The sequence below is a fragment of the Phycicoccus sp. HDW14 genome (assembly GCF_011383005.1).
Taxonomy (GTDB): Bacteria; Actinomycetota; Actinomycetes; order Actinomycetales; family Dermatophilaceae; genus Phycicoccus.
On sequence record NZ_CP049935.1, the window covers coordinates 1,968,831 to 1,993,797 of the forward strand.

At 73.3% G+C, this 24,967-nt stretch carries 21 protein-coding genes and 2 pseudogenes; 16 read left to right on the top strand and 7 right to left on the bottom strand.

The genetic code is table 11. The features are described from left to right. The first annotated feature begins 2 nt into the window (after positions 1 to 2). The 9 genes and pseudogenes from G7075_RS09740 to G7075_RS09775 all read left to right on the top strand — a co-directional run bounded on the left by G7075_RS09740 (position 3) and on the right by G7075_RS09775 (position 9,876). Positions 3 to 710: a cytidylyltransferase domain-containing protein gene (locus G7075_RS09740; RefSeq protein WP_166121406.1), complete on the top strand. Its 708-nt coding sequence runs from the start codon at positions 3 to 5 to the stop codon at positions 708 to 710. Beyond that, positions 707 to 1,423, top strand: coding sequence for a CBS domain-containing protein (locus G7075_RS22245; protein WP_205860677.1), 717 nt, complete (start codon positions 707 to 709; stop codon positions 1,421 to 1,423). The genes G7075_RS09740 and G7075_RS22245 overlap by 4 nt, the downstream gene beginning before the upstream one ends. Next, the gene (locus G7075_RS09745) at positions 1,360 to 2,946 is read left to right on the top strand and encodes an N-acetylneuraminate synthase family protein (RefSeq protein WP_205860678.1); all 1,587 of its coding nucleotides are present in this window, start codon (positions 1,360 to 1,362) and stop codon (positions 2,944 to 2,946) included. Before G7075_RS22245 ends, G7075_RS09745 begins: the two co-directional genes overlap by 64 nt. Beyond that, positions 2,937 to 4,016, top strand: coding sequence for a glycosyltransferase family 4 protein (locus G7075_RS09750; protein ID WP_166121408.1), 1,080 nt, complete (start codon positions 2,937 to 2,939; stop codon positions 4,014 to 4,016). The genes G7075_RS09745 and G7075_RS09750 overlap by 10 nt, the downstream gene beginning before the upstream one ends. Beyond that, on the top strand, positions 4,013 to 5,041 hold the full coding sequence (locus tag G7075_RS09755; protein ID WP_166121410.1) for a glycosyltransferase: 1,029 nt from the start codon (positions 4,013 to 4,015) through the stop codon (positions 5,039 to 5,041). The genes G7075_RS09750 and G7075_RS09755 overlap by 4 nt, the downstream gene beginning before the upstream one ends. Positions 5,042 to 5,102: 61 nt before the next feature. After that, entirely contained in the window at positions 5,103 to 6,083 is a 981-nt protein-coding gene (locus G7075_RS09760; protein WP_166121412.1) for a GDP-mannose 4,6-dehydratase, read from the top strand. Then, positions 6,080 to 7,032, top strand: a pseudogene (locus G7075_RS09765) (GDP-mannose 4,6-dehydratase). Before G7075_RS09760 ends, G7075_RS09765 begins: the two are co-directional and overlap by 4 nt. Positions 7,033 to 7,175: 143 nt before the next feature. Then, positions 7,176 to 8,336: a glycosyltransferase gene (locus G7075_RS09770; RefSeq protein ID WP_240918008.1), complete on the top strand. Its 1,161-nt coding sequence runs from the start codon at positions 7,176 to 7,178 to the stop codon at positions 8,334 to 8,336. Between the two features lie 79 nt (positions 8,337 to 8,415). Next, positions 8,416 to 9,876: a sugar transferase gene (locus tag G7075_RS09775; protein ID WP_166121414.1), complete on the top strand. Its 1,461-nt coding sequence runs from the start codon at positions 8,416 to 8,418 to the stop codon at positions 9,874 to 9,876. Positions 9,877 to 10,044: 168 nt separating this feature from the next. Here G7075_RS09775 and G7075_RS09780 read toward each other — a convergent pair whose 3' ends face one another. After that, positions 10,045 to 11,553, bottom strand: coding sequence for a polysaccharide biosynthesis tyrosine autokinase (locus G7075_RS09780; protein ID WP_166121416.1), 1,509 nt, complete (start codon positions 11,551 to 11,553; stop codon positions 10,045 to 10,047). Between the two features lie 113 nt (positions 11,554 to 11,666). Between G7075_RS09780 and G7075_RS09785 the strand changes: the two genes are divergently transcribed. Both G7075_RS09785 and G7075_RS09790 read left to right on the top strand, forming a co-directional pair. Continuing rightward, positions 11,667 to 12,533, top strand: coding sequence for a nucleotidyltransferase family protein (locus tag G7075_RS09785; RefSeq protein WP_166121418.1), 867 nt, complete (start codon positions 11,667 to 11,669; stop codon positions 12,531 to 12,533). Continuing rightward, the gene (locus tag G7075_RS09790) at positions 12,530 to 12,793 is read left to right on the top strand and encodes a PqqD family protein (RefSeq protein ID WP_166121420.1); all 264 of its coding nucleotides are present in this window, start codon (positions 12,530 to 12,532) and stop codon (positions 12,791 to 12,793) included. The genes G7075_RS09785 and G7075_RS09790 overlap by 4 nt, the downstream gene beginning before the upstream one ends. On the opposite strand, the gene G7075_RS09795 is transcribed toward G7075_RS09790, so the two are convergent. The 4 genes and pseudogenes from G7075_RS09795 to G7075_RS09810 form a co-directional block, all read right to left on the bottom strand. Continuing rightward, the gene (locus G7075_RS09795; protein WP_166121422.1) at positions 12,716 to 13,021 is read right to left on the bottom strand and encodes a VanZ family protein; all 306 of its coding nucleotides are present in this window, start codon (positions 13,019 to 13,021) and stop codon (positions 12,716 to 12,718) included. The two genes, G7075_RS09790 and G7075_RS09795, sit on opposite strands and share 78 nt — an antisense overlap. Before the next feature lie 145 nt (positions 13,022 to 13,166). Next, entirely contained in the window at positions 13,167 to 13,778 is a 612-nt protein-coding gene (locus G7075_RS09800) for a DUF2017 family protein (protein WP_166121424.1), read from the bottom strand. Then, positions 13,778 to 14,068 (bottom strand): ATP-dependent Clp protease adapter ClpS, encoded by a 291-nt coding sequence (clpS, locus tag G7075_RS09805; protein ID WP_166121426.1) that lies wholly within the window; start codon positions 14,066 to 14,068, stop codon positions 13,778 to 13,780. The genes G7075_RS09800 and clpS overlap by 1 nt, the downstream gene beginning before the upstream one ends. Positions 14,069 to 14,094: 26 nt before the next feature. Further along, positions 14,095 to 15,332: pseudogene (locus G7075_RS09810) on the bottom strand (homogentisate 1,2-dioxygenase). A 189-nt stretch (positions 15,333 to 15,521) separates the two neighbouring features. Between G7075_RS09810 and G7075_RS09815 the strand changes: the two are divergent. From G7075_RS09815 to G7075_RS09825, 3 genes are read left to right on the top strand one after another with little or no spacing between them, the layout of a single operon-like run. Further along, on the top strand, positions 15,522 to 15,887 hold the full coding sequence (locus G7075_RS09815) for a hypothetical protein (protein ID WP_166121428.1): 366 nt from the start codon (positions 15,522 to 15,524) through the stop codon (positions 15,885 to 15,887). Continuing rightward, positions 15,887 to 16,048, top strand: a complete 162-nt coding sequence (locus G7075_RS09820) for a hypothetical protein (protein WP_166121430.1) — start codon at positions 15,887 to 15,889, stop codon at positions 16,046 to 16,048. The genes G7075_RS09815 and G7075_RS09820 overlap by 1 nt, the downstream gene beginning before the upstream one ends. Positions 16,049 to 16,070: 22 nt before the next feature. Further along, on the top strand, positions 16,071 to 17,156 hold the full coding sequence (locus G7075_RS09825) for a DNA polymerase IV (RefSeq protein WP_166121432.1): 1,086 nt from the start codon (positions 16,071 to 16,073) through the stop codon (positions 17,154 to 17,156). A gap of 350 nt (positions 17,157 to 17,506) precedes the next feature. Here G7075_RS09825 and G7075_RS09830 read toward each other — a convergent pair whose 3' ends face one another. Continuing rightward, positions 17,507 to 17,986, bottom strand: a complete 480-nt coding sequence (locus G7075_RS09830) for an SMI1/KNR4 family protein (protein ID WP_205860679.1) — start codon at positions 17,984 to 17,986, stop codon at positions 17,507 to 17,509. A gap of 2 nt (positions 17,987 to 17,988) precedes the next feature. Then, positions 17,989 to 23,580, bottom strand: coding sequence for a polymorphic toxin-type HINT domain-containing protein (locus G7075_RS09835; RefSeq protein ID WP_166121434.1), 5,592 nt, complete (start codon positions 23,578 to 23,580; stop codon positions 17,989 to 17,991). A gap of 362 nt (positions 23,581 to 23,942) precedes the next feature. On the opposite strand from G7075_RS09835, the gene G7075_RS09840 reads away from it, so the two are divergent. Next, a complete protein-coding gene (locus G7075_RS09840; RefSeq protein ID WP_166121436.1) occupies positions 23,943 to 24,185 on the top strand; it encodes a hypothetical protein in 243 nt (80 codons plus the stop codon). Between the two features lie 159 nt (positions 24,186 to 24,344). After that, positions 24,345 to 24,743, top strand: a complete 399-nt coding sequence (locus G7075_RS09845) for a hypothetical protein (protein WP_166121438.1) — start codon at positions 24,345 to 24,347, stop codon at positions 24,741 to 24,743. The last annotated feature ends 224 nt before the right edge of the window (positions 24,744 to 24,967 follow it).

Sequence of the window (24,967 nt, forward strand, 5' to 3'; positions counted from 1 at the left end):
CGGTGAGGATCCTCTGCGTCGTCCCCGCCCGCGGCGGCTCCAAGGGCGTCCCCCGCAAGAACCTTCGGCTCGTCGCCGGGCGTCCGCTCATCGCGTGGACCGTCGAGCAGGCGCTCGCCGCCCGGCCGTCGATGGACGTCGTCGTCTCCACCGACGACGACGAGATCGCCGCGGCGGCGGAGGCGGCGGGCGCCCTCGTCCCCTTCCGACGTCCCCCCGAGCTCGCGCAGGACGACACCCCCACCGAGCCCGTCGTCCGGCACGCCATCGAGGCCGCGCGGGCCGCCGACGCCGCCCCCGATGCCGTGATGCTGCTCCAGGCGACCTCGCCGGTCCGGTTGCCGGGCACCGCCTCCCGCGCCATCGCCCAGCTCGAGGCCAGCGGGGTCGACTCGCTGGTCGGGGTCGTCCCCCAGGCGCCGTTCATCTGGACCGACGGCCCCGAGCCGAGCGCCGCCTACGACGTCACCGCCCGGCCGCGCCGTCAGGACCTCACGCCGCAGACCCTGCGCTACCGCGAGACCGGCTCGCTCTACCTCACCCGCACCTGGGTGTACGACGAGCTCGACAACCGCATCGGCGGACGCACCGGGCTCTTCGTCATGGACGAGGTCGAGGGCGTCGACGTCGACACCGAGCTCGATCTCGCCGTCGCCGAGCAGCAGCTGCTCGCCCTGCACCAGACCACGACCCCCGGGGACCCCGCATGATCATCGAGCGCACCGTCACGCCCTTCGTCGTCTACGGCGAGGACCCGGTCCTGCGCGCCCTCGAGAAGATCACCGCCAACAAGGCGCGCATCGTCTTCTGCGTCACCGAGCACGGACACCTCATCGGGTCGATCACCGACGGCGACGTCCGCCGGTGGATCTCCGGGCAGGACCAGGTCGACCTCTCGCGCCCCTGCTCGGAGGCCGCCAACACCGGTGCCGTCAGCGCGCCGGCCACCGCCACGCCGGCCGAGGTCCGCACGCTCTTCCACGGAGCCGTCGACCACGTGCCGCTCGTCGACGAGCAGGGCCACCTCGTGGCCGTCGCGGTCAACCGCAGCGACGCCTTCCGGGTCGGCCGGCACGAGGTCGGCAAGGGCAACCCGGCCTTCGTCATCGCCGAGATCGGCATCAACCACAACGGGTCGGTCGACCTCGCCAAGCACCTCGTCGACCTCTCCGCCGACGCCGGCGCCGACGCCGTGAAGTTCCAGCTGCGCGACATGGGCGCGCTCTACCGCGGCGGCACCGGCAGCGAGGGCGAGGACCTCGGACCGCAGTACACCCTCGACCTGCTCTCCCGCTTCAACCTCCCCGCCGAGCGGCTTTTCGAGGTCTTCGACCACGCCAAGGGGCTCGGGTCGACGTCATGTGCACCCCCTTCGACCCCAAGAGCCTCGACGCCCTCGTCGAGTACGGCGTGCCCGCGCTGAAGATCGCCTCCGCCGACCTGACCAACCACACCCTGCTGCGGCACGCGGCCGCCTCGGGCACCCCGCTCGTCGTCTCCACCGGCATGTCCACGGAGGCCGAGATCCGCGAGAGCGTGGCCCTGTTGCGGTCCACGGGAACGCCGTACGCACTGCTGCACTGCCAGTCGACCTACCCGGCGCCGTTCAAGGACGTCAACCTGCGCTACCTCACCCGGCTCGCCGAGCTCGGCGACTGTCCGGTCGGCTACTCCGGCCACGAGCGCGGGTACCACGTGCCGGTGGCGGCGGTGGCCCTCGGCGCGACGATCGTCGAGAAGCACGTCACCGTCGACAAGTCGATGGAGGGCAACGACCACAAGGTCTCGCTGCTGCCCGACGAGCTGCGCGCGATGGTCGAGCGGATCCGCGAGGTCGAGGAGGCGCTGGGCTCCACCGAGCCCCGCGTCGTCAGCACCGGCGAGATGATGAACCGCGTCAACCTCGCCAAGAGCCTCGTCGCCGCCCGTGACCTCGCCGCCGGCGAGACCATCGACCTGGCGGCGGTCGACGTCAAGAGCCCCGGCCGGGGCCTGCAGCCCAACGCCCTCGACACCCTCGTCGGGCGCACCGCCAAGCGCGCGATGGCGGCCGGCGACTTCTTCTACGCCTCCGACCTCGCCGACGCCGTGCCCACGGGCCGCCAGTACGACTTCCGCCGGCCGTGGGGCCTGCCGGTGCGCTACCACGACGTCAGCGCCCTCATCGCCGACTGCACCCCGGACTTCCTCGAGTTCCACTTCTCCTACAAGGACCTCGAGATCGACCCGCACACCGCGGTGCCGCGCGCCCTGCCGATGGGCTACGCCTGCCACGCCCCCGACCTGTTCGCCGGTGACTTCATCCTCAACCTCGCGAGCGAGGACGACGCGCACTGGGAGCGCTCCGCCGAGGAGCTGCAGCGGGTCATCGACATCACCCGCTCGATGCGCGACCGCTTCGAGCAGGAGGCCGACCCCGTCGTCATCTCGAGCGTCGGCGGCTTCACCACCGACCGGCACGTCTCCCCCGACGAGATGCCCGACATGTACGCCCGGGTCGCCGCCGGGCTCGACCGGGTCGACGACTCCGGGGTGCGCCTGGCCTGCCAGACGCTCCCTCCGTTCCCGTGGTACATGGGCGGCCAGCTCTACTGCAACCTCTTCGTGCGCCCGTCCGACACAGCCGAGTTCGCCACGACGTACGGCCGCCGGCTCTGCCTCGACGTGTCGCACTCGAAGCTCGCCGCCACCTTCCTCGGCGTCCCGTTCTCCGAGGCCGTCGAGCTGCTGGCCCCCCACACCGAGCACCTGCACCTCGTCGACGCGGTGGGCGTCGACGGCGAGGGCGTGCAGGTCGGAGACGGCGAGGTCGACTGGGCCGTGCTCGCCGAGCAGCTCGACCGGCACGCCCCGGGGGTCTCGTTCATCCCCGAGATCTGGCAGGGCCACGTCAACCACGGCGAGGGCTTCTGGGTCGCGCTCGATCGGCTGGAGCAGTGGTTCTGACCGCTCCGCCGCTCGCCCTCTGGGTCGTCCCCGTGGCCGAGCTCGGCGGGGTCGCACGGCACGTGCTCGACACCGCCGAGGTCGGGGTGCCGGGGTACCGACTCGTCGTGCAGTGCCCGCCCGGGCCGCTCGCCGAGCGGCTGCGCACCCTCGGTGCCGCTGTCACCACGGCACCCGTCGGGCCGGAGCACGGGGTCCGCGAGTCGGTCGCGGCCGTCCGGGACGCCGTGCGCTCGCTCGCCCCGGCCGTCGTCCACTCGCACCTGTCCTGGGCCGACGTCGTCACCGCGGCAGCCACCGCCGGGGCGTCGAGCGCCGTCGTCACCACCGAGCACGGCATCGCCGCCGACGACCTCGTCTACCACGGCACCGCGTGGCGCTCGCGGCTCAAGGTCGCCCTGCACACCGCCCGGCTGCGCCGCGCCGACGCCGTCATCGCCGTGTCGCAGGCGACCGCCGAGACCCTGCGCGCCAAGTGGCACCCCGGGCGGGGAACGGCGGTGCACGTCGTCCCCAACGGCGTCGACCCGCTGCCCGTCGCCCCACCGAGGGCCCCCGGCCTGCACGTCTGCTCGGTGGCCCGGCTCGCCCCCGAGAAGCGCCTCGACGACCTGCTGCGGGCCTTCGCCGTGCTCCACGCCCGGCGCCCCGAGGCCCGGCTCACCCTCGCGGGCACCGGGCCCGAGGAGGCCGCCCTGCGCGCCCTCGTCGCCGACCTCGGGCTCACCGGAGTCGTCGGGCTCCCCGGCCACGTCGACGCCCCCGCGCTGCTGGCCCGGGCCGACGTCCTCGTCCAGCTCTCGGTGTGGGAGAACTGTTCCTACTCGCTGCTCGACGCCCTCGTCCACGGCGTCGGGGCCGTCGCGACACCGGTCGGCGGCAACCCGGAGATCCTCCCGGCCGATGCCCTCGTCGAGGCCTCCGACGCCGAGAGGGTGGCCGACGCCGTCGAGCGCCAGGCCCTCGACCCCACGACCCGACCGACCCTCCCCGCCGGCTGGCCCACGCGCGCCGACATGACGGCGGGCATCGCCGGCGTCTACGACTCGGTCACCGGGAACCTGCGGTGAGCGCCGTCGTCCTCGCCGCCAACAACGGGGAGGTCGGGGGCGGCGAGGTGATGCTCCTCGCCACCGCCGGGGTGCTGCGCGACCTCGGGGTCGAGACCGAGGTGGTCGGCCCCGATGCCGAGGGCGGGGTGCTCGACGCGGCCGAGGAGGCGGGCTTCCCGGTGCACCGGCTCGACGCCGACCGGCGCCGCTACGCCCACGAGTTGCGGGAGTGGCACCGCGGCACCACCGGGCTCACGTGGTGCCACGGGCTCGTGCCGTCGCTGGCCACCGCCGGGCGCCGACACCGCCTCGTCCACCTCCACCAGCTGCCGAGCCGGGCGCACCGCGCGGCCCTGCTCGCCGCCCGCAGCGGGGCCACCGCCACCCTCGCCCCGAGCCGCTGGCTGGCCGCCCGGGTCTCGGGCACGAGCGTGCTGCCCAACTGGACCGCCGACCCCGGCCCGGTCCCCCCGCACGCGCCCCACGAGGGGGCGCCCCGGCTGGGGTTCCTCGGCCGGCACACGGTCGACAAGGGGCTCGTGGTCCTCGCCGAGGCGCTGGCCGGCCTCCCCGAGGGCGAGCGCCCCCGGCTGGTCCTCGCGGGCGAGCCGCGGTTCACCGACGCCGCCACCGCCCGGCGGGTCGCCGAAGCGCTCGACCCGCTCGGCGACACCGTCGAGCGCGTCGGCTGGGTGACCCCGGCCGCCCTCTTCACCGCCGTCGACGGGCTCGTCGTGCCGTCGGTCGCCCCCGAGGCCTTCGGGCTCGCCGCCGCCGAGGCGATGGCCGCCGGCGTGCCGGTCGTCACCACCGACGCCGGGGCCCTCCCCGAGCTCGTCGGACCCGACCACCCGTGGGTCGCCGCCGCCGGTGACGCCGACGCCCTGCGTGCGGCCGTCGCCGCCTGGGCCGCAGCCGCGCCCACCGAGCGCGCGTCCGTCGTCGCCGACCAACGGGCCCGATGGCAGGCCGAGCACTCGCCCGAGGCGGCCCACGACCGCATCGCCGCCCTCCTGCGCGACCTCCACGTCCACCCGGCCTGACCCGGCGCCGTCTGCGAGGATGGCGCCGACCCGCCACCCGGACCGGAAGGCCCTGCCGCCCATGCCCACCGCGCTCATCACCGGCATCACCGGACAGGACGGGCTCTACCTCTCCGAGCTGCTGCTCTCCAAGGGCTACGAGGTCCACGGCATCGTCCGCGGCCAGAACAACCCCAAGCGCGAGCTCGTGCGACGCACCGTCCCGGACGTCCACCTGCACACGGGCGACCTCACCGACCTCTCCAGCCTGATCCGCGCGATGGCCACGGCGCGGCCCGACGAGGTCTACAACCTCGGCGCGGTCTCCTTCGTCGCGTACTCGTGGGAGAACGCACGGGTCACCACCGACGTCACGGGCAACGGCGTCCTCAACGTCCTCGAGGCGGTCCGGCTCTACTGCGGCGACGACCTCGGGAAGGTCCGCTACTACCAGGCGTCCAGCTCGGAGATGTTCGGCAAGGTCCAGGAGGTCCCGCAGCGCGAGTCGACCCTCCTGTGGCCACGCTCCCCCTACGGGGTGGCCAAGGTCTTCGGCCACTACATGACCATCAACTACCGCGAGTCCTACGGGATGCACGCCAGTTCGGGCATCCTCTTCAACCACGAGTCGCCCCGTCGCGGACCGGAGTTCGTCACGCGCAAGGTCTCGATGGCCGTCGCCCGCATCGCCGAGGGCCGCCAGGACACGCTGACGATGGGCAACCTCGACGCCCAGCGAGACTGGGGCTTCGCCGGTGACTACGTCGAGGGCATGTGGCGGATGCTGCAGCAGCCCGAGGCCGACGACTACGTGCTCGCCACGGGCAGCACCCACTCCATCCGCGACCTGCTCGACGTCGCGTTCGCCCACGTCGGCATCGACGACTGGTCCGGCCTCGTGCAGCAGGACCCCCGCTTCATGCGGCCCGCCGAGGTCGACCTCCTCGTCGGCGACGCGTCCAAGGCCCGCGACCGCCTCGGCTGGATCCCCACCGTCGGCTTCGAGGACCTCGTGCGGATGATGGTCGACGCCGACCGCGCGCTGCTGCGCGCCGACCGGTGAGCACCGCCCTCGTCACGGGGGCCACCGGGCAGGACGGCGGCTTCCTCGTCGAGCGCCTGCTCGCCGAGGGCCACGAGGTGCACGGGCTGGTCCGGCGCGAAGACCTCGGGGGCACGCTCCCGAGGGGCTGGTGGTCCACGAGGTCGACCTCGGCGGGCCCGAGGACGACCTCGCCGGCCTCGTCGAGCGGGTCGCGCCCGACGAGCTGTACAACCTCGGCGGCGTCAGCTCGGTGGCGCAGTCGTGGGCCGAGCCGCTGCTCACGACCCGGGTGAGCGGCACGGCGGCCCTCGTCCTGCTCGAAGCGGCCCGCCGGGTCGGCGAGCGGACCGGCCGCGAGGTGCGTGTCCTCCAGGCCGCCAGCGCCGAGATCTTCGGGGAGCCGCCGGTCGCGCCCCAGGACGAGGACACCCCGGTGCGCCCGGTCAGCCCCTACGGCGCGGCCAAGGCGCTCGCCCACCACGGCGTCGGCATCGCCCGGGCGCGCGGGCAGTTCGCGACCTCGGTCATCCTCTACAACCACGAGTCGCCGCGCCGGCCGGAGACCTTCGTGACCCGCAAGATCACCCGCACCGTCGCGGCCATCGCCGCCGGGCGGGCCGACCGGCTGGTCCTCGGCAACCTCGACGCCCGCCGCGACTGGGGCTGGGCGCCCGACTACGTCGACGCGATGGTCCGGGCCGTGCGGCACGACGAGCCGGCCGACTACGTCGTCGCCACCGGCGAGGCCCACACGGTGCGCGACCTCGTCGCCGCGGCCTTCGCCCGGGCGGGCATCGAGGACTGGGAACCCCTCGTCGAGGTCGACCCCGCCCTGCTGCGCCCGGCCGACCCGAGCCTGCTCGTGGGCGACGCGACCCGGGCCCGGACCGCCCTCGGCTGGGCCCCCACGGTGCCCTTCACCGAGCTCGTCGCACGCATGGTCGACGCCGAGCGCTTCGAGGCCTGAGGCGCCCCGGATTCCGCGCCCGGCGAACCTCGGCCGTTCGGACGAGGGACCCCCTCACCGGAACGGATGCCCACCGAGCACGAACGGGCAGGTCAGCCTTCCTGCGCTTTACGTGGTCTTTACCCTCCCGGGATGCTGGATCCGTGGCCCACACCCTGCCGGACGGACGCACCGTCGCCGTCGCCCACGACTACCTCACCCAGCGCGGTGGCGCCGAGCGCGTCGTCCTCTCGCTGGCCAAGGCCTTCCCCGGCGCCCCCGTGCACACCACCCTGCACGAGCCCGAGGCCACCTACCCCGAGCTCGGCGAGCTCGACGTGCGGGCCTCCTCGCTCAACCGCTTCGGCCCGGCCCGCCGCTCCTACCGCGCCGCCCTGCCGCTGCTGCCCTTCGCCGCCTCGTCGGTGCGCCCGACCGAGGACGTCGTCGTCGCCTCCACCTCCGGCTGGGCCCACGGCTTCCGCGCCGAGGGTGACGTCGTCGCCTACTGCCACGCCCCCGCCCGCTGGCTCTACCAGGCCGAGGCCTACCTCGGCGGCCCGATGCGCTCCTCCGCCAAGGGCCTGGCCCTGGCGATGATGAAGCCCTCGCTCCTCGCCTGGGACCGCCGCGCCGCGCAGCGCCCGGCCAAGTACCTGTGCAACTCCCGCGTCGTCCGTGACCAGATCGGTGAGGCCTACGGCATCGAGGCCGAGGTCGTCCCGCCGCCGCACGCGATGGACTTCGACGCCCCCCGCGAGAGCGTCCCGGACCTGCACGACTGGGCGGCCGAGGGCTACCTGCTCGTCGTCTCGCGGCTGCTGCCCTACAAGAACGTCGACGTCCTCGTCGAGGCCGTGCGCGGCACCGACGAGCGGCTCGTCGTCGTCGGCACCGGCCCGGAGAAGGCTCGCCTGCAGGCCATCGCCCCGCCGAACGTGCGCATGGTCGAGGGCCTCAGCGAGGCGCAGCTGCGCTGGGTCTACGCCCAGGCCCGCCTGCTGCTCGCCCCGAGCCTCGAGGACTACGGCCTGACCCCGCTCGAGGCCGCCGCGTTCGGCGTCCCGACCGTCTCGCTCGGCGCCGGGGGCTACCTCGACACCGTCGTCGACGGCCTGACCGGGCTCTACGTCGAGGCCCCACCGCCTCCGCCTTCCGCTCCGGCATCGCCGAGGCCACCCGCCGGTCCTGGGACACCGAGGTCGTCCTCAAGCACGCGGACGAGTTCGGCGAGGAGCGCTTCGGCCGCCGCATCCGCGAGGCCGTCGCCTCCGTGCGACCGGGCACACCGCGCGCCCTGCCGGCCCGGGAGCGCCTCGTCCTGAGCGGCAGCTCCCCGGCGCCCGCCTGGGCCGCCTCGGTCGCCTCCCGCCTCGCGCTCGCCCCGACGACGGTCACCGACTGATGGCCCTCGTCTCCCCGGTCCGGGTCACCGCGGGCCCGCGCGTCCGGGCCGCCACGCCGCGCCTCATCGCCCCGGCCGCCGTCGCCACCGACCTCGTCGGCATCGCCCTCGTCATCACCCTCGCGGCGCTCGGCCGGATGCACCTGCCGTTCGCGAACGCCGCCGCCGACGTCCACGACCTGGCCATCGCCGCGGCCGTGCCGCTGGCCGCCGGCTGGCTGCTCGCCATCGCCGCCCACGGCGGCTACGCGCGCCACCTCTTCGGCGCCGGGTCGGCCGAGTACAAGCAGGTCGTGCGGGCCACGCTCGTCGGGGCCGGCGCGATCGGCGTCGTCTCCTACCTCGCCAAGCTCGAGTTCTCGCGCGGCTTCTTCTTCCTCCTCATCATCCTCGGCGTGCCGGTGCTCGTCCTCGGCCGCCACCTGCTGCGCCGCGCCGTGCACGCCGCCCGTCGCCGCGGCCGGCTGACCCACCGCGTCCTCGTCTCCGGCTCGCCCGACCAGGTCGACGAGGTCGCCGACGTGCTGCGCCGCGAGCCGTGGCTCGGCTACGAGGTCGTCGGTGGCCTGCTGCCGGCCCCCGGCCCGGCCACCACCCCCGGTGGCGTCCCCGTCCTCGGCACGACGAACCGCACCGCGGCCGTCGTCGAGAGCGAGGGCTGCGACGTCGTCCTCTTCGCCGGTGGGGCCGTCGGCTCGGCCCGCGAGATGCGCCGCGCCGCGTGGGACCTCGAGGACTCCGACGTCCAGATCATGCTCGTCCCGAGCCTCACCGACGTCGCGACCGACCGGGTCCGGGTGCGCCCCGCCGCCGGCCTGCACCTCATGGAGCTCGACCGCCCGCGCGCCCACCGCGCCAGCCGCCTGTCCAAGCGCGCCTTCGACATCGTCGGCGCCTCGGCCGGCCTGCTGCTCGCCGGACCCGTCCTGCTCGCCACCGCCCTGGCCATCCGCCTCCACGACGGCGGCCCGGTGCTGTTCCGCCAGACCCGCGTCGGCCTCACCGGCTCCTTCTTCGACTGCTTCAAGTTCCGTTCGATGGTCGTCGACGCCGACCGGATGACCGCCCAGGTCGCCGCGCAGAACAAGCACGGCGAGGACCACGTCCTCTTCAAGGCCGCCGACGACCCGCGCATCACCCGCCCGGGCAAGTTCATCCGCCGCTTCTCGATCGACGAGGTGCCGCAGTTCCTCAACGTCCTGCGCGGCGAGATGAGCCTCGTGGGCCCCCGCCCGCCGCTGCCCGAGGAGGTCGAGCGCTACACCGACGACGTGCGCACGCGCCTCGCGGTGCGCCCCGGGATGACCGGCCTGTGGCAGGTCTCCGGCCGCTCGGACCTGTCGTGGGAGGACTCGGTCCGCCTCGACCTGTACTACGTCGACAACTGGTCGCTCGTGCAGGACCTGACCATCCTCTGGCGCACGGTCTCCGCGGTGCTCACCGCCCGCGGCGCCTACTGACCGACCGCGGTCAGTCGCTCTCCCAGGGGCCCCTGCCCCGCACCCGCGAGTCCGTGCGATCTGCGCGGCTCCGCGTGCGGTCGCACCCGGAGGCGCGCACTTCACCGGGAGCCGACGGTCCCGAGGACCCCACGAACGGGTCCGGCGCCGGGCCAGGTTGGTCCCGGGTCAGTCGGCCTTGCGGGCCGCGGTGCGGCGCACCTTCGAGGCCGGCTTGGCCACCGGAACCGGCACCCCCGGACCCGCCGGCACGACCGGCTCGACGACGTCGGACTCCGCCACGGGGGCGGTGTCGTAGGCCTTCCGGCTCGCGTAGTCGGAGGAGTACGACGAGTAGCCGTACCCGCCGTAGACGACCCCGCCGACCTTGCGCTGCGGTGCGAGGTTGAGCACGACACCGAGGACCCGACCGCCGACCTGCGACATCATCCGCGCGGCGAGGCGGGCCTGCTCCTTGTGGGTGCGACCCACGGCGAAGACGAGCAGCGTGCCGTCGCAGAAGCCCGCGAGCACACCGGCGTCGGTGACCGGCAGCAGCGGCGGGGCGTCGAGGATGACGACGTGGTCCTCGGTGAGCCGGGCCACCAGCTCGTGCATCCGCACCGACCCGAGCAGCTCGCTGGGGTTCGGCGGCGTGCGTCCGGACGTCACGAGCCGGACGTTCGGCTCGTCGGTCTCGAGCAGCACGTCCTCGACGGGCACCTGGCCGGTCAGCACGTGCGAGAGCCCGACCGTGCCGACGACGTCGAAGACCTTCGCGAGGGTCGGGCGGCGCAGGTCGGCGTCGATGATGACGACCGACTGGCCCGAGGCGCCGAGCACCCGGGCGAGCGTGGCCGCCACCGTGGACTTGCCCTCGCCGGCATTGGCGCTCGTGACGACGATGCTGCGCGCGGGGTCGTCGACGCCGACGAAGCGCAGGTTGGTGCGGATCTGCCGGAAGGCCTCCGTCGCGATGCCCAGCTGGCCGACCCGGCCGCGACCGCGCACCACCCCGAGCTCCTTGGTCTGCGGCACGACCCCGAGCACGCTCGCGGCGGTCAGCTCCTCGACGTCGCCGACGGTGCGCAGCCGGGTGTCGAGCTGGCGGCGGACGAAGACCAGCGCGTAGGCGACGCCGAGCCCGACGACCAGCCCGATGAGCCCGCTGCGCTTCGGGTTCGGCGCGATCTTGCCGCCGGGCAGCGCCGACTCGATGGGCACGATGGAGACGATCGGCTTGGCCGACGGGTCGGCCGCGGTCTCGATGGCGTTGGCCTCCTCGGCCGTGGCCTTGATGACGGCGTCGGCGAGGACGCGCGACTCCTCGGGCGTCGGGCCGGTGGCCGTGACCTTGAGGATGACCGAGTTCGCCGCGACGCTCGCGCCGACGCGGCCGGCGACCTCGGCGGGCGAGGCGTCGATGCCGGTGGCGGCGATGGCCCGCTCGGCGACCGCCCGGCTCGTGACGAGCGGGAGGTAGGAGTCGGCCTTGGACCCACCGAGGGAGTTGGCCGCGAGGCTGTCGCCGGTGCTCGTCCCCGACCCCGCGACGCGCACGTACCCGCTGGCGTCGGCGAGGTAGACCTCCGGCATCCGCAGCGTCAGCCCGTAGGCCACCGCTCCCCCGACCAGGGTGAGGAACACCAGGCTGAGGAGGTGGGCACGGGTCAGGCGCACGAAGTCGAGCAGGGTCACGAAGAGGTCCTCCGGGCTGGCCGCTGCAGGGTACGGCGGCTCGATCGTCGATGCTACCGGCGGACCCCGCGTCGCGCCGGTGGACGCGGGGCGCGCCACCCTAGAGTTGTCGCGTGCCCGAGGCCCGTGACGTGCCGACCTCCGCGCGGGTCGCACTGGCCCACGCGGCGGTCCAGCGGCTCGCCGACGAGGCCGGCGCCGACGTCCTCCACATCAAGGGGCCGGCGGTGGCCCCCGGCCTGCGCCCCTGGGCCAGCGGCGGCAGCGACGTCGACGTCATCGTCCGGCCCGAGCACCTCGACCGGCTGATGACCACCCTCGACCGGCACGGCTGGCGCACCGAGACCACCTTCGAGGCCGGCTCGGCCTTCGACCACGCCGCCAACCTCTTCCACCCGAGCTGGGGCCTGCTCGACGTCCACCGCCTCTACCCCGGGATGGAGCGCGACCCCTCCGGCGCCTTCGCCGTGCTCTGGGAGGACCGCGGCCGCGCCGACATCGCCCACGTCCCGTGCGTCGTCCCCGACCCGCTCGCCCAGTCCCTCGTCCTGCTCCTGCACGCCGCCCGCACCCCCACCGGCGGCGAGCACCCCGACGTCCCGGCCAACTGGACGCTGCGCACCGACGCCGAGCGCGAGGCCCTGCGCGTCCTCGCCGCCCGCACCGGCGCGACCGTGGGGCTGGCCGCGGCCACCGGCGACCTCGCGGCGCACGCCGGCACCCCGGACGCGGCCCTCTGGGAGGTCTTTACCGGCGGGGGCGACCGGCTCGACGAGTGGCGGGCCCGCTGGCGGACGGCGCGCGGGCCCCGGGCCAAGGCGTCGGTGGCGGTCCGCTCGCTCGGGGTGAACCGGTACTACCTCGCCCAGCGGCTGGGGCACGAACCGTCACGGGGTGAGGTCGCGCGCGAGGCGCTGGGCCGCTTCGCCCACCTCGGCCGCGCCCTGGGCCGACGCGTCGCCGGGGCGGTCCGGCGGTGAGCGTCCTGCGGGTGCACCCCGACGCCGCCTGGCTCGAGGACGACGACGTCGTCTACGCCGCTCCGCTGCCCGACGGCCCACCGGTCGTCCTCGACGGCCCGGGCGCCGTCGTCTGGCGCGCGGTCGTGCCGGGCGGGTCGCTCGAGGACGTGGTGGCGCGGGTGGCGGCGGAGGTCGGCGCCTCAGCCGAGGTGGTGGCCGCCGACGTCGCGACGTTCGTCGACCAGCTCGTCGCCGGCGGGCTCGTCGCGCACGAGTGAGCCCGCGAGCGCCCCGAGCAGCGCCCCCGCGGTGTTGCACGCGACGTCGAGCAGCGTGGCCTCCCGGTGCAGGAACGGCAGCAGCTGGAGCAGCTCGACGGTGGAGCTGAAGCCCGCGAGGACGAGGACCACGACGAGCACCCGGCGCCGCAGCCAGGCCACCCCGAGCCAGCCGAGCGGGACGAAGGCCAGCACGTTGAGCGCCGCGCCGTAGTGCTCCGGACGCACCGACGGGGGACACCGGCGTGCAGCAGCAGCACGTAGAGCTCGACGACGCCGTCGTTGACGAGCGAGCCGTCCGGCCAGAACAGCACGCCGCCGAGGAGCACGGCGAAGACGAGGGCGAGGACGGTGCCGACGCGGCGGAGCATCCTCAGCCCCGCAGGAGGGCGCCGGCGAGCGACTCCTGGAGCCAGGTGAGGAAGTCGTAGAGGGCGATGGCGTGCACGAGCGGCTCGTCGTCGTCGAGCGAGGAGGCGGCCTGCTCGAGCAGCTCGAGGTCCTCGTCGGTCCGCAGGTCGAGCCGTTCGCCGAGGACCAGCCGGACGTCGGTGAGCGCGGTGAGGAAGGCCCGGGCGCCGGCCTCGTCGAGCACCACCCGGTCGGTGTCGCCGCGCAGCGCCGCGACCGAGGCGGCGAGGGCCAGCGCCTTGCGGTGGCGCAACCCGCCCTCGGTGAGCCGGCGGAACTCGGTGGCCGCGGCCTCGTCCTCACGGTTGGCCGAGGGCAGCAGCCGCGTCAGGGCCGGGTCGCGGTCGGCGAGGTCCTCGACCTCGGCCGCGCCCGCCCCCTCGGTGCTGCCGAGGTCGAGCCCGGCGACGAGGTCGTCGAACACCGAGTCGCCGGTGTCGGGGCGGTCCGGCGGCTCGAGCAGGTCGTGCACCTGCTCCATGACCGAGGCGACGATCTGCCGCTCGAGCGGGTCGAGGGTGGCGACGAACCTGCGCTCGGCGCCGCGCCCGGAGCGCTTGAACCCCCGGGACATCAGGAGTCCTTCTGGAAGGTCGCCCACAGGCCCCAGCCGTGGAGGGCCTCGGTGTCGGCCTCCATCGCCTCGCGCGGGCCGTTGCTGACGACCGCCCGGCCCTCGCTGTGGACCTGCATCATCAGCTTCTCCGCCTTCGCCCTCCCGTAGCCGAACTGCTGTTGGAGGACGTAGGTGACGTAGGACATGAGGTTGACGGGGTCGTTCCAGACGATGGTCACCCACGGGGTGTCGGGAGCCACGTCCCCCTCCGGGACGACGACCTCCTCGGTCACGGGCGCGAGCGACACGCCCCAAGGATAGGAGCCGCGGGAGGTCAGCCCCGACCGCGGTTCCAGGAGTCGGCGTAGACGCCGTCGTCGACGGCCCGGCCACCCTCGCCGAGCTCGAGCGGGCGGAAGGTGTCGACCATGACGGCGAGCTCGTCGAAGTACTCGGCGCCGATGGAGGCCTCCGACGCGCCGGGCTGCGGGCCGTGCGCGTGACCACCCGGGTGCACCGACACCGACCCCTTGCCGATGCCCGAGCCCTTGCGCGCCTCGTAGTCGCCGTCGACGTAGAACATGATCTCGTCGCTGTCGACGTTCGAGTGGTAGTACGGCACGGGGATGGACAGCGGGTGGTAGTCGACCTTGCGCGGCACGAAGTTGCAGATGACGAAGTTCCAGCCCTCGAAGACCTGGTGCACCGGCGGCGGCTGGTGCACGCGGCCGGTGATGGGCTCGTAGTCGCGCACGTTGAAGGCGTACGGGTAGAGGCAGCCGTCCCAGCCGACGACGTCGAGCGGGTGGAACGGCAGCTCGTGCACCGTGCCGACGATGCCGCCGGGACCGTTGCCGCGGTGCTTGATGAGGACCTCGGCGTGGTCGGTGGCCTTCTCCCCCACGTCCTCCGCGAGCAGGGGCCCTGCGGGCCGCGCAGGTCGCGCTCGCAGTAGGGAGCGTGCTCGAGCAGCTGGCCGTACCGGCTGAGGTAGCGCTTCGGCGGCGCGATGTGGCTGTTGGCCTCGATCGCATACGCGCGCAACGGGTTCTTGGGCGAGCGCTTCGGCAGCCAGCGGTGCGTCGTGGCTCGCGGGACGACGAGGTAGTCACCCTCGGCGACGTCGAACGCACCGAAGACGGTCTCGACGCGGGCGGCGCCGCGCTCGACGTAGACGCACTCGTCGCCGACGCCGTTGCGGTACCAGGGGCTGTCGGCACCGGCGACGACGTAGGAGATGCGGACGTCGCCGTTGCCGAGGACGAGCCGCCGGCCGGTGACGGCGTCGGTGGTCCTGACGTCCTTCGGCGTGAACAGGTCGTGGAGCCGGAGGTGGCGCGGCGTCAGCGGGTGGTTCGGGGTCGTCGACTGGTCGGGCAGGGTCCACTCGCGGGCGCCGGCGATCGTCGACGGGATGTTGCGGTGGTACAGCAGGCTGGAGTCGCTGCTGAAGCCCTCCTCGCCCATGAGCTCCTCGTAGTAGAGCTCGCCCTGCTTGCCGCGGCCGGCGGGGCGCCGGTGCTGGGTGTGCCGCTTGGGAGGGATGCTCCCCATCGCCTGGTAGTGCGCCACGGTCGGTGTCCACCTCGCTGTGGTCGGGGCCGGTGTCGTCCTTCACCCTAGGCGCGGGGGCCCTCGCTGGCACCCCTGCACCGTCCCTGCCGGTCAGCGTGGTCAGGTCTGTCCAGTGGACGGCCGGTGCGGCCGGACAACCTGTGCAGTGGCGCGACAGCGGCGGTGCGCGCCGCGATGATGGTCGCCATGTCGTGGCTCGTGCTGTTCCTCTCCTTCGCCGGCGGGGTCGTCGGCGCGGCGGCCGCGGCGTGGGTGGCGCTGCGGGGCCAGCGCCAGGACGCGCGCGGTGAATGGCGCCAGCGCCTCGACCAGGCGATCGCGCTCGTCACCGCCGACTCCAACGCCGAGCAGCAGATCGGCGACGAGCTGCTCGCCGAGCTCATCGGGTCCGACCTCGGCAGCGACGAGGACCGCGAGCTGGCCCGGCGGATCGCCCGCATCCGGCTCGGCCAGCAGATCGTCGGGGAGCCACGGGGCGTGCGAGCGTCCGAAGAGGTGGACCTCTCGCTCGCTCCGGGGGATGATGGTGACGTCGAGCAGGAGGAGGCGTGATGACCGCCACGACCGGACAGGGTCCGGTGTTCCGGCTGCCGTCGTCCACGGTGCGGCTCGCCCGGGCCCTCGTCAACGACGCCCGGCGCCGCGGCACCCGCGAGAACCGACGGGTCGAGGACGCCGCCCGCACCCCGCTGCCCGAGGACTCCGGCCACTGAGCCCGGCGACGCCCGGGGGGCGATGATGGCGCGCGCGTTCCCGTGGGTGCTGCACGTCGACCTCGACCAGTTCATCGCCGCCGTCGAGGTGCTGCGCCACCCCGAGCTCGCCGGCCGCGAGGTCGTCGTGGGCGGACGGGGCGACCCCACCGAGCGGGCCGTCGTCTCCACCGCCTCGTACCCGGCGCGCGAGCGCGGCGTGCGGTCGGGGATGCCGCTGCGCATCGCCGCCCGCAAGGCACCGGACGCCGTGTTCCTGCCCGTCGACGGGCCGCACTACCTCGAGGTCTCCGCGGAGGTGTTCGACGCGGTGCGCTCGCTCGGGGTGGTCGTCGAGGTGCTCGGGTGGGACGAGGGGTTCGTCGGCGGTGACACCGACGACCCGGAGGCGCTGGCGCGGGCCGTCCAGGCCGCGGTGCTCGAGCGGACGCGGCTGCACTGCTCGGTCGGGGTGGGCGACAACCGGGTCCGCGCGAAGATCGCCACCGACTTCGGCAAGCCGCAGGGGGTCTACCGGCTGACCGCGGAGAACTGGTCCGAGGTGATGGGGCACCTGGCGACGGTCGAGCTCTGGGGCGTCGGGTCCCGGGTGTCGGCGCGGTTGGCGGCCCTCGGCATCCACACTGTCACCCAGCTGGCGGCGGCCGACGAGGCGGTGCTCGTCGGCGAGTTCGGGCCGCGGATGGGCGCCTGGTACGGCTCGCTGGGACGCGGCGAGGGGTCCGCCGAGGTCGACGACACCCCCTGGGTCGCGCGCGGGCACAGCCGCGAGACGACGTACCAGACGAACCTTGCGACCCCCGACGAGGTGCGCGAGGCGGTGCGGGTGCTCACCGACCAGGTGCTCGAGGACGTCCGGCGCGAGGACCGGCCGGTCGTGCGCATCGGGCTGAAGATCCGGTACGCGCCGTTCTTCACCGTGAACCGGAGCCGCAAGCTACCGACGGTGACGGCCGAGGCCGGGCCGGTGCACGAGGTCGTGCAGGCGCTGCTCGCCGACCACCTCGAGGAGGGCCGGGAGGTGCGGCTGCTCGGGGTGCGGGCCGAGATGACGATGCCCGACGAGGGCGACGACGTCTCGCGCACCCCCGTCCGCGGCCGCGTCTGAGGCACGCCTCCTCACCCACCCGCTCCCGAGTTCGCGCGATCTGCGGAACCCCGCCTGCGTTCGCCCCCGGCGCCGCGGCGGCACTCCCCCTGACCATCCCCGACCGAGCCCTCGCAGCGCCCGGCTCTGGTCCCACTTCCCGGATGGCGGTGACATATCGCCGCCACCCGGCGAACCGGACCAGAGCCGACGAACCGGACCCGAACTTCGATCACCCTGACCCTGGGTGCGACGAAATCCACGCGCTCCCCCGGGGGCGCCCCGGCGGCAGCGCTCGGGTGCGCCGACCGGACCGGGCACGAAGCCGACCGCCCCTGAAGTCTGCTGGGGGAAGCGCGTCCGTTAGGTCCTCAGAGCGCTTCATCCCGACAGTCGCGCAGGCTCTCCACGAAGCTCGCAAACGTGGGGGCTACGACGCGAGGCAAACGGTCCTCGTCTATGTATGTGACTTGAGGTTCGCGATCCTGCGATCGGTAATCGAGCATGACGGCGTCGTGGCCTCCGGAGGGCATGTCGCAGATGACCACCCCGATATCGGGGTACGCCCACTCACGGATCAACGCGCGGGACGACAGTGGGCCGTCACCGTCAACTCCCCACGGTCCTCCGATCCCGCGGATGGCCGAGATCTCAAAGTGGTCCCGCGCCCACGAAGTCTCAAAGCTGGTCGGTAAGCAGCAGCGAGTGGGACAGCCACCATTCTGAATACGCAGGACTTCGACATAGGCGCGAGGCAGTCGACGCCCGAGGCTCAGTTCAGCGGCTGCGACCATGTCGTCTGTCAGGGCTGGCCCGGTGTAGTACAGAGAATCGGTGAACTCGATGCTCACAGTCATCTTCTGCCCCACATCGAGAATCCTCCAGTATGCCCTGTCGCAGCGTGAGCGCTCCGGTCGACGAGTTGCATTCGGCCGTAGTCCTGGTGATGGTGCCACGTGTACCCCTCAGGTGTGCGCCCCAGCCCAGCCGCCTCATTCGCGCGGGCGAAGTCGCCTGCCCGCGAACCAGCCGGCTTGATGGAGACATCCGGCACGTCCGGGTGACGCCACTGTGCGAAGTCGGGGAACCCCCGATTGTCGAACGGAACCCCGGTGGACGGATGAACACCGCCGGCGAGTCCACCATTCCTGATGGACGGACTCACGGCATCGGCAGCCGCGGCACCGAGATCTGCGATCTCGTCGCCACAGCCGTCGTTGTTGTGGACGAGGATGGCGTTGCGGCCCACGTGGTAGGTGTGGACGCCCTCGACGGTGAGGTTGTAGGCGAGCGCGAGGTGCTGCGTCCCGTCCTTCAGCCCCGAGACCGTCAGCCGCCGGCCGTCGGCCGTGAGGACCTTCTCGCCGGGGGCGAGGTCCTGGGCGTCCTCGAACTTCTGGTCGGTCTCGGACCAGAACGGGTGGTCCTCGGTCGTCGTGACGACCTCGCCGTCCACCCCCAGGTCGACGACCTCGTCCTCGTGCAGCCAGACGTGCTCGACCTTGCGGACCGACTGCTCCCCCGTCTTCGGATCGGTCGCGACGACCTCGTCGCCGACGTCGACGTCCTCGATGGGCTTCTGGGAGCCGTCGCCCATGAGGACGAGCGTCGAGCCCGAGAACGACAGCATGCAGACCGACGCCAGGAAGCGGTCGGCCGCCGCGGCCTCACGCCGCCAGTCGAAGTAGGCATCCCACGCACGCCGCAGCGCGCCGATCACCTTGCCGGCCTTGGCGAGCTTGGTCCACGGGATGAAGCCGATGACCATGCTGATGCAGGCGCCGATGTCGCCCTTGCCGAAGCAGGTCTGGATGTCCTTGATCCCCGTGACCTCGAGGAGGATGTCGGCGCCCGTGGACAGGACGATGTCCATGACGCTGCGCTTCTTGACCTCCTGAGCCTTGCGCACCTTCTCGCGCTGCTCCGGGTCGCTGGGACCCGAGCCACCGTGGTGCGTGCTCGAACCGCCGGCGTTCTTCGGCTTGGTGTAGTGGATCTTGCCCGCGTCCGGCTCGTTGCGCTGGGTCTTCGGGTTCCACGTGTAGCCCATGACCGAGTCGTCGGTCGGACCCAGCGGCGCGAGGCCGGTGGCGTCCGAGTTCGTGACCGGGCTGTTGTTGGCGTACCCGTACCCGTTCATCTGCTGCGGGTCCGAGAGGTCGAGCAACGGGTCCGCAGAGACGAACGAGCCGATCTCCGGGTCGTACTCGCGCGCCCCGAGGTGGGTCAGCCCGGAGGCGTCCGCGTCGCCGCCGACGAAGCCCTTGCCGGCCGGCCACCCGGTCGAGCCCGACGTGCCGCGCTGGCGACCGAAGGGGTCGAGGGTGCGCTGCGTCGCCGAGAGCGTCGTGGCGTCGATGCTCCACTGCCCGGTGCCCTGGTGGTCGTCGACGACGTAGGTGATCGACCCCGTGCTGCTGCGCACGACCGACGCCCCGCCGAGACCGACGATGCGCTCGCCGGTGACCGCCTGCGTCGCCGTGTTGAGGGTCAGCTGGGTGCCGCCCATGTAGAGCGTCACCGCGCCCGGCTCGCGCCGGATCAGCCGCTCACCGGCAGCGTCGTAGACGTAGGTGGAGGTGACGCCGCCCTTGGTGCTCGACGCGAGCTTGCCCTCCGGGTCCCAGGTCTGGGTCGTGCCGTCGCGCGAGGTCATCCGCCCGGCGGCGTCGAACGCGTACGACCGCGTCGCCTGGCCGGACGGCCCGGTCTCGCCCACGGACCGCAGCGTGTGCGGCTGGCCCGCGGCGACGGTCGGGTACGTGTAGTCGCGCACGACGTCCGTGCCGGTCCCGGTCACGGCGTGGCGGGTCTCGATGTCCCTGTTGCCGGAGCCGTCGTAGGAGTAGGTCTGCCAGTACGCCTGCGGCCCGCCGACCGTCCCACTGGTGCCGACCGACGGCGCACCGGCGCAGGCGTCCGTCGACGTCCACGCCTCGCGCAGCCGGGCCAGGCCGTCGTAGGCGTAGCACTGCGAGTCCTTGACACCCGCGACGGTCGAGGTCTGGCTGAGGATGTTCCCGCTCTGGTCGTAGCCGAAGCCCCGCTCCTCGACCCGCGTCGGCGCGACGTCCCGGTCGATCGCCATCTGGGTCAGGCGCCGGGTGACGTCGTCGTACTGGTACCCCACGTAGACGGTCTTCCCGCTGCCGCCGAGGTACAGCCTCCCGACCTCGCCGTAGCTGGTGCGCAGCACGTCGTTGAGGTAGGTCTTCCCGAGGTTGCTCGTGACCCGGGCCAGGTCCTCGTTGGTCGAGTACGCGTAGGTGACGAGCTCCTGCGGTAGGCCGCCGGCCGCGGGCAGGAGCTGGCGCAGCAGGTTGCCGTTCGGTGAGAACACCTGCTGGACGTCGTAGGACTTCCCGCCCAGGGCACCCTCGTTCGCCGGGATGGTCCACCGCGTCCCGGTCGTCCGGTACCCGTCGTCGTACCCGAGCACCGTCGTGCGGTACTCGTTGGTCCCCTGCCAGCGCGACGCCGAGGTCAGCTGGCCCTTCATGACCGTGTCGTAGACGAACGACGTCCGCGTCGCTCCCGTCTTCGTCGTGTCGTTGGTCGACGTCGGCCGGCTGAGGACGTCGTAGGTCGTGAACACGGTCTGCCCGACCGCGTTCCGCGACGACTCGACCCGACCGGCGCTGTCGTAGGTGAGGTCGGTCGCTCCGGTGTCCGGGTCGGTGGTTCGGGTCGTCCGGCCACGCTGGTCGTACCCGTAGGTCCAGCGCGCGCCACCCGGGGCCGTGACCGTGTCGAGGCGCCCCTTGGCGTCGAACGCGAAGAGGGTGCTGTCGAAGGCGCCGGTGGGGGCACCGGACGGGTACCGCCGCCGCTCGGTGACGCGGCCGAGGGCGTCGGTGACCTCGGCGGTCGCCGGGCTGCCGGCCGGCGGGTCGACCGTCGTCAGCTCACCGGCGTAGGCGGTCGTGGTGCGCCACTTCTCGGTGCCGTACCCGCGCAGGACGGCGGCGGTCGGACGACCCATGCCGTCGAACTCGGTGACGTGCTGCGTCGGCACCTCGTTGTCCGCGGCGGTGAAGCGCGACGTGCCCGGCGTCCCGAGGGCGTAGTACGGGGCGTTGGTCTTCCGGACCCGACCTGCGGTGTCGTAGAACGTGTCCGTGACCAGCCGGCCGCCCGTCGCCGCCGGCACCTGCGTCTGGATCTGGCGCAGCATCCCGTCGAGCAGCTCGACGTTCGTCTCGTACGTGCCGTCGTCCTTGAGCCGCTTCGTCGTCACCGACGACGGGGCCGAGGTCGACAGGACGTAGGAGACGTCCATGCTCGGCGTCTGGGTGGCCTTGGCCCGCCCGGGCAGCCAGGCCTTGAGCAGCCTGCCGAGTGGGTCGTAGGTCGCGTCCGTCCGCTTGCCGTTGGGGTCGACGAGGGCGGTCTCGTCCCCACGTGCCGCGTCGACGGTGCTCGTCGTCACGTGCCCGAGGGCGTTCGTCGACGTCGTCGACGTGAGCGGGCCTCCGGCCGGCGTCTGGGTGTACCCGTACGTCGTCTTCGCACCGGCGGCGTCGGTGCTGGAGGACACCCGTCCGGTGGCGTCGTAGGTCGTCGTGGTCGCCGAGGCGTAGCTCGCGGATCCACCCAAGGGCCACGAGGCGAGCTCCTCGACCTTGGTGACGAGCCCACGCGTCGGCGCGGCGGTCAGCGAGGTGGCATTGTCGTAGTAGCTGCGGGCGTCGGCGACGACCTGGGCCCCGCTCGTCACGGCCGTGGAGCACGGTCCCACGGTCGTCCAGGTGCGCGACGGCGACGCGGTGATCCACGCGGCCCCCGCCGCCGGGTACTCCATCCGGGTGCAGGTGTCGTCCGCGGTCGACCCGGTGTCGCCGGTGGCCTCCACGGTGAGGGGGACGCCGTCGTTGCTGAAGGTCCGCGTCGTCCGCGTCGTCCGCCAGTCCCCGGTCGAGAGTTTCTGCTTCGTGTCGACCCCCACCACCTGGACGGCGCGGGACGTCAGCGCGCTGAGGCCGGACCGGGCCCGCGTCGCGAGGACCGCACTGCGCCAGGGCGAGTTCAGGGTCGTGGTGACGATGCTCCCGCCGTTGCGGTCGTAGGCGGCCACCTCGCGCGCGGTCCCCGCGTACTCCTTGACGTCCGTGACAGCGGCGCCGAAGGAGTCGGTGACGGTCGCGGAGCGGGTACCGGTCGGCAGCTTGTCGCCGTCCATCCCGCGGAAGTACCGCGTCTCGTTCAGGGTGACCGGGTCCGTCCCGGACCCGACGCGCGTCCGGACCGTGCCGTAGCCGCGGAACTGGTTCCAGCTGCGGTTCTCGGGCTTCGTGGCCTCCGACTCGTCGTACGCCCACGCCGGGGCACCGACGTACTCGTACGCGGTGACCTTCGCGGGTTGCGTGCCCGTGCCGTCCTGCTCGAGGACCTGCGTCACGAGGTACTTGTGGAAGTACTCCTTGATCGGGCTGCCGGTGCTGTCCGGCGGGCTCCAGGTGACGGGGTAGCAGCGCAGGCCGTTCGTGGAGTCGGACGCCGGCAGGTTCGTCGGCGAGCACTGGGGGGCCGAGTAGCTGACCCCCAGCACGCCGCCGGACTCCGACGTCACGGCGTTGACCCGGTAGCGGTAGAGCGCCGGGATGCCGTCGGTCCCCGAGTCGACCCGGTTGCCCAGCTGGACACCACCGAAGGTGACCGGGGCGAGGGCGGCGGTGCCGCCGACCTTGCCGGTGCGCGTGATCGACGAGAGCCACAGCGCGGGGCTCAGGCCGTCGCCGCTGTTCGGGTAGGACTGCGCCAGGGAGTAGGTGTCGACCGCGGCGTAGGTGGTGGCCGACGCCAGCGCCTCGGTCCGGATCGCGGTGAGCCGCTTGCGGCTCCAGAAGGTCGGTGAGTAGCGGTTGGTGCAGGCCTCACCGGACTTGCAGGCCTGGTCCATCGGCACGTCCGGCCAGCGCGTGGCGTTGGCGGCGACGAACTCGGCGTCCGAGCAGGTGAACCCGGTCGTGGGAAGGCACCGCTCGGCGACGTCGAAGACGATGCGGTCGGGCGCCGGTGTCGAGTACTCGGCGTTGAGGCGACCGCCGTACTCGATGCGCGACAGGTAGCCACCGCGGACGTAGGCCGCTCCGGTGGTCTTGAGGTTCCTGCCGTAGTAGTTGGTCTCCTTCGTGTACCAGTAGCTCGCGGTGTTGCCGCTGGGGTCGACGACGTGGTCGAGGTTCCAGCGCCACGCCTGGGTGCACGACGAGGCGTCGAAGGTGGTTGCGCGACAGGGCTCCCCACCTGGTTGCCGAAGACGGGGACGGTGAACGTCGAGTTCGTCTCGGCCTTGCCGCTCACCCAGCCCGGGAGGCGCTGCCGCCCGAAGTAGTACTGCGTCCCGTCCGTCGTGGTGACGCGCCAGTACTCGCCGTCGTTGTCCCCGTTGGCGGCACCGGTGAGGCGCTCGACGCGCGACCCGTCGTTCTCCGCGAGCCGCCACGCACCCGTGGTGTCGTCGCGGACCAGCTCGGTGGTCTTGCCGCCGAGGTTGAGGACGGCGTTGTCCGAGTACCAGCAGAGGTCGGCCGTCTTGACGGTGTTGTTGCCGCCGGACTGGTCCTCCGAGCAGGCCTTGTACTGCCGCTCCACGTAGCCGGGGTTGTAGTCCCAGCCCTCCCCACCCACGAGGACTGGTTGTTCGTCGAGACCTGCCGGCCGTCGACGGCCGAGGACGAGTAGGACAGCGCGACCTGCGGCTCGGCGCCCGACGGCGCCGGGGGCGCGGCGACGGGCATCGTCCAGCCGAAGCCGCCCGAGGAACCGCCGGCGCTCCACGAGCCCGACGGTGCGAGCGAGGTCGCCGTGAAGGTGCCGCCGCTGCCCGAGGGGCTCGCGACGGCCGCGACGACGGTGGAGGCCGACGCGACGGTCCGCGCGCTGCCGGAGACCGGTCGGGCCGGCACGGTGGCGACGAGGGTGCGGGTGGTCGGGTCGTTCGTCGAGGTCAGGGGTGTCGCCGTCCGGCACTCGCTGCGGGTCGGCGTGCTCAGCGCGCACGCGGGCAGCTCGACGAGCCGCAACCGCGAGGCCCAGTCGCCGCCGTAGGCACCCACCAGCCGGGAGTAGTCCAGGCGGACGTCGAAGGGCGCCTTCGCCCGGTCGGCGCCCCCGGCCCGGACGTCGACGACGAGGCCGCGCACACCGAGCCGCTCGGCGACCGACGACGCCTGGAGCGCGACGTCCGTGCGGGCGGCGGGTCGACGCTTGCCCCACCCGACGCTCACCGGGCCGGCCGTGGCCCGCGTCCCCGGGGTGGCACCGGCGGCGATGGTCCCGGTGTCGGCGGAGGGCCACCGCGCGGCCTCGACCTTCGCGGAGGGCAGTGCGCGGACGGTGGGCGAAGGACGCTTGGCCACCTTCGCGGAGTGGACGGGCCGGACGACGTCGACGGCCGCCGGACGGACCGTCGGGTCCACCGGTCGGGGTTCCGCGTGCGCTGCCAGGGCGGTGCTGGCCATCAGCACGGCGACGACCGCGCCGCCGACTGCCGAACGGGACCGCATCCGCACCCACGACACCGAGCTCATGCGCACGGCGACCTCCTCGCTCGGGCCGGTCCGACGTCCGGCGCGGGGAAGTGAAGCAGCCACCGAGGACTCGTGACAAGGAAGTTGCGAGAACTCGCAACCTGACCTTGCGAGTTCTCGCAACTTTGCCCCGACGCGTCGGAAAGGCCTTCCGCAGAGCGAAACCCGCGCGCTACGCTCCGGCCGCCACGAGCCGGTCCACGGCCGTGCGCAACGACCCCGAGCCGAGGATCAGACATGGACGGACACACCACACGGCGAGGGCGACACCTCCTCGCATCAGGACTTGCGACGGTCCTG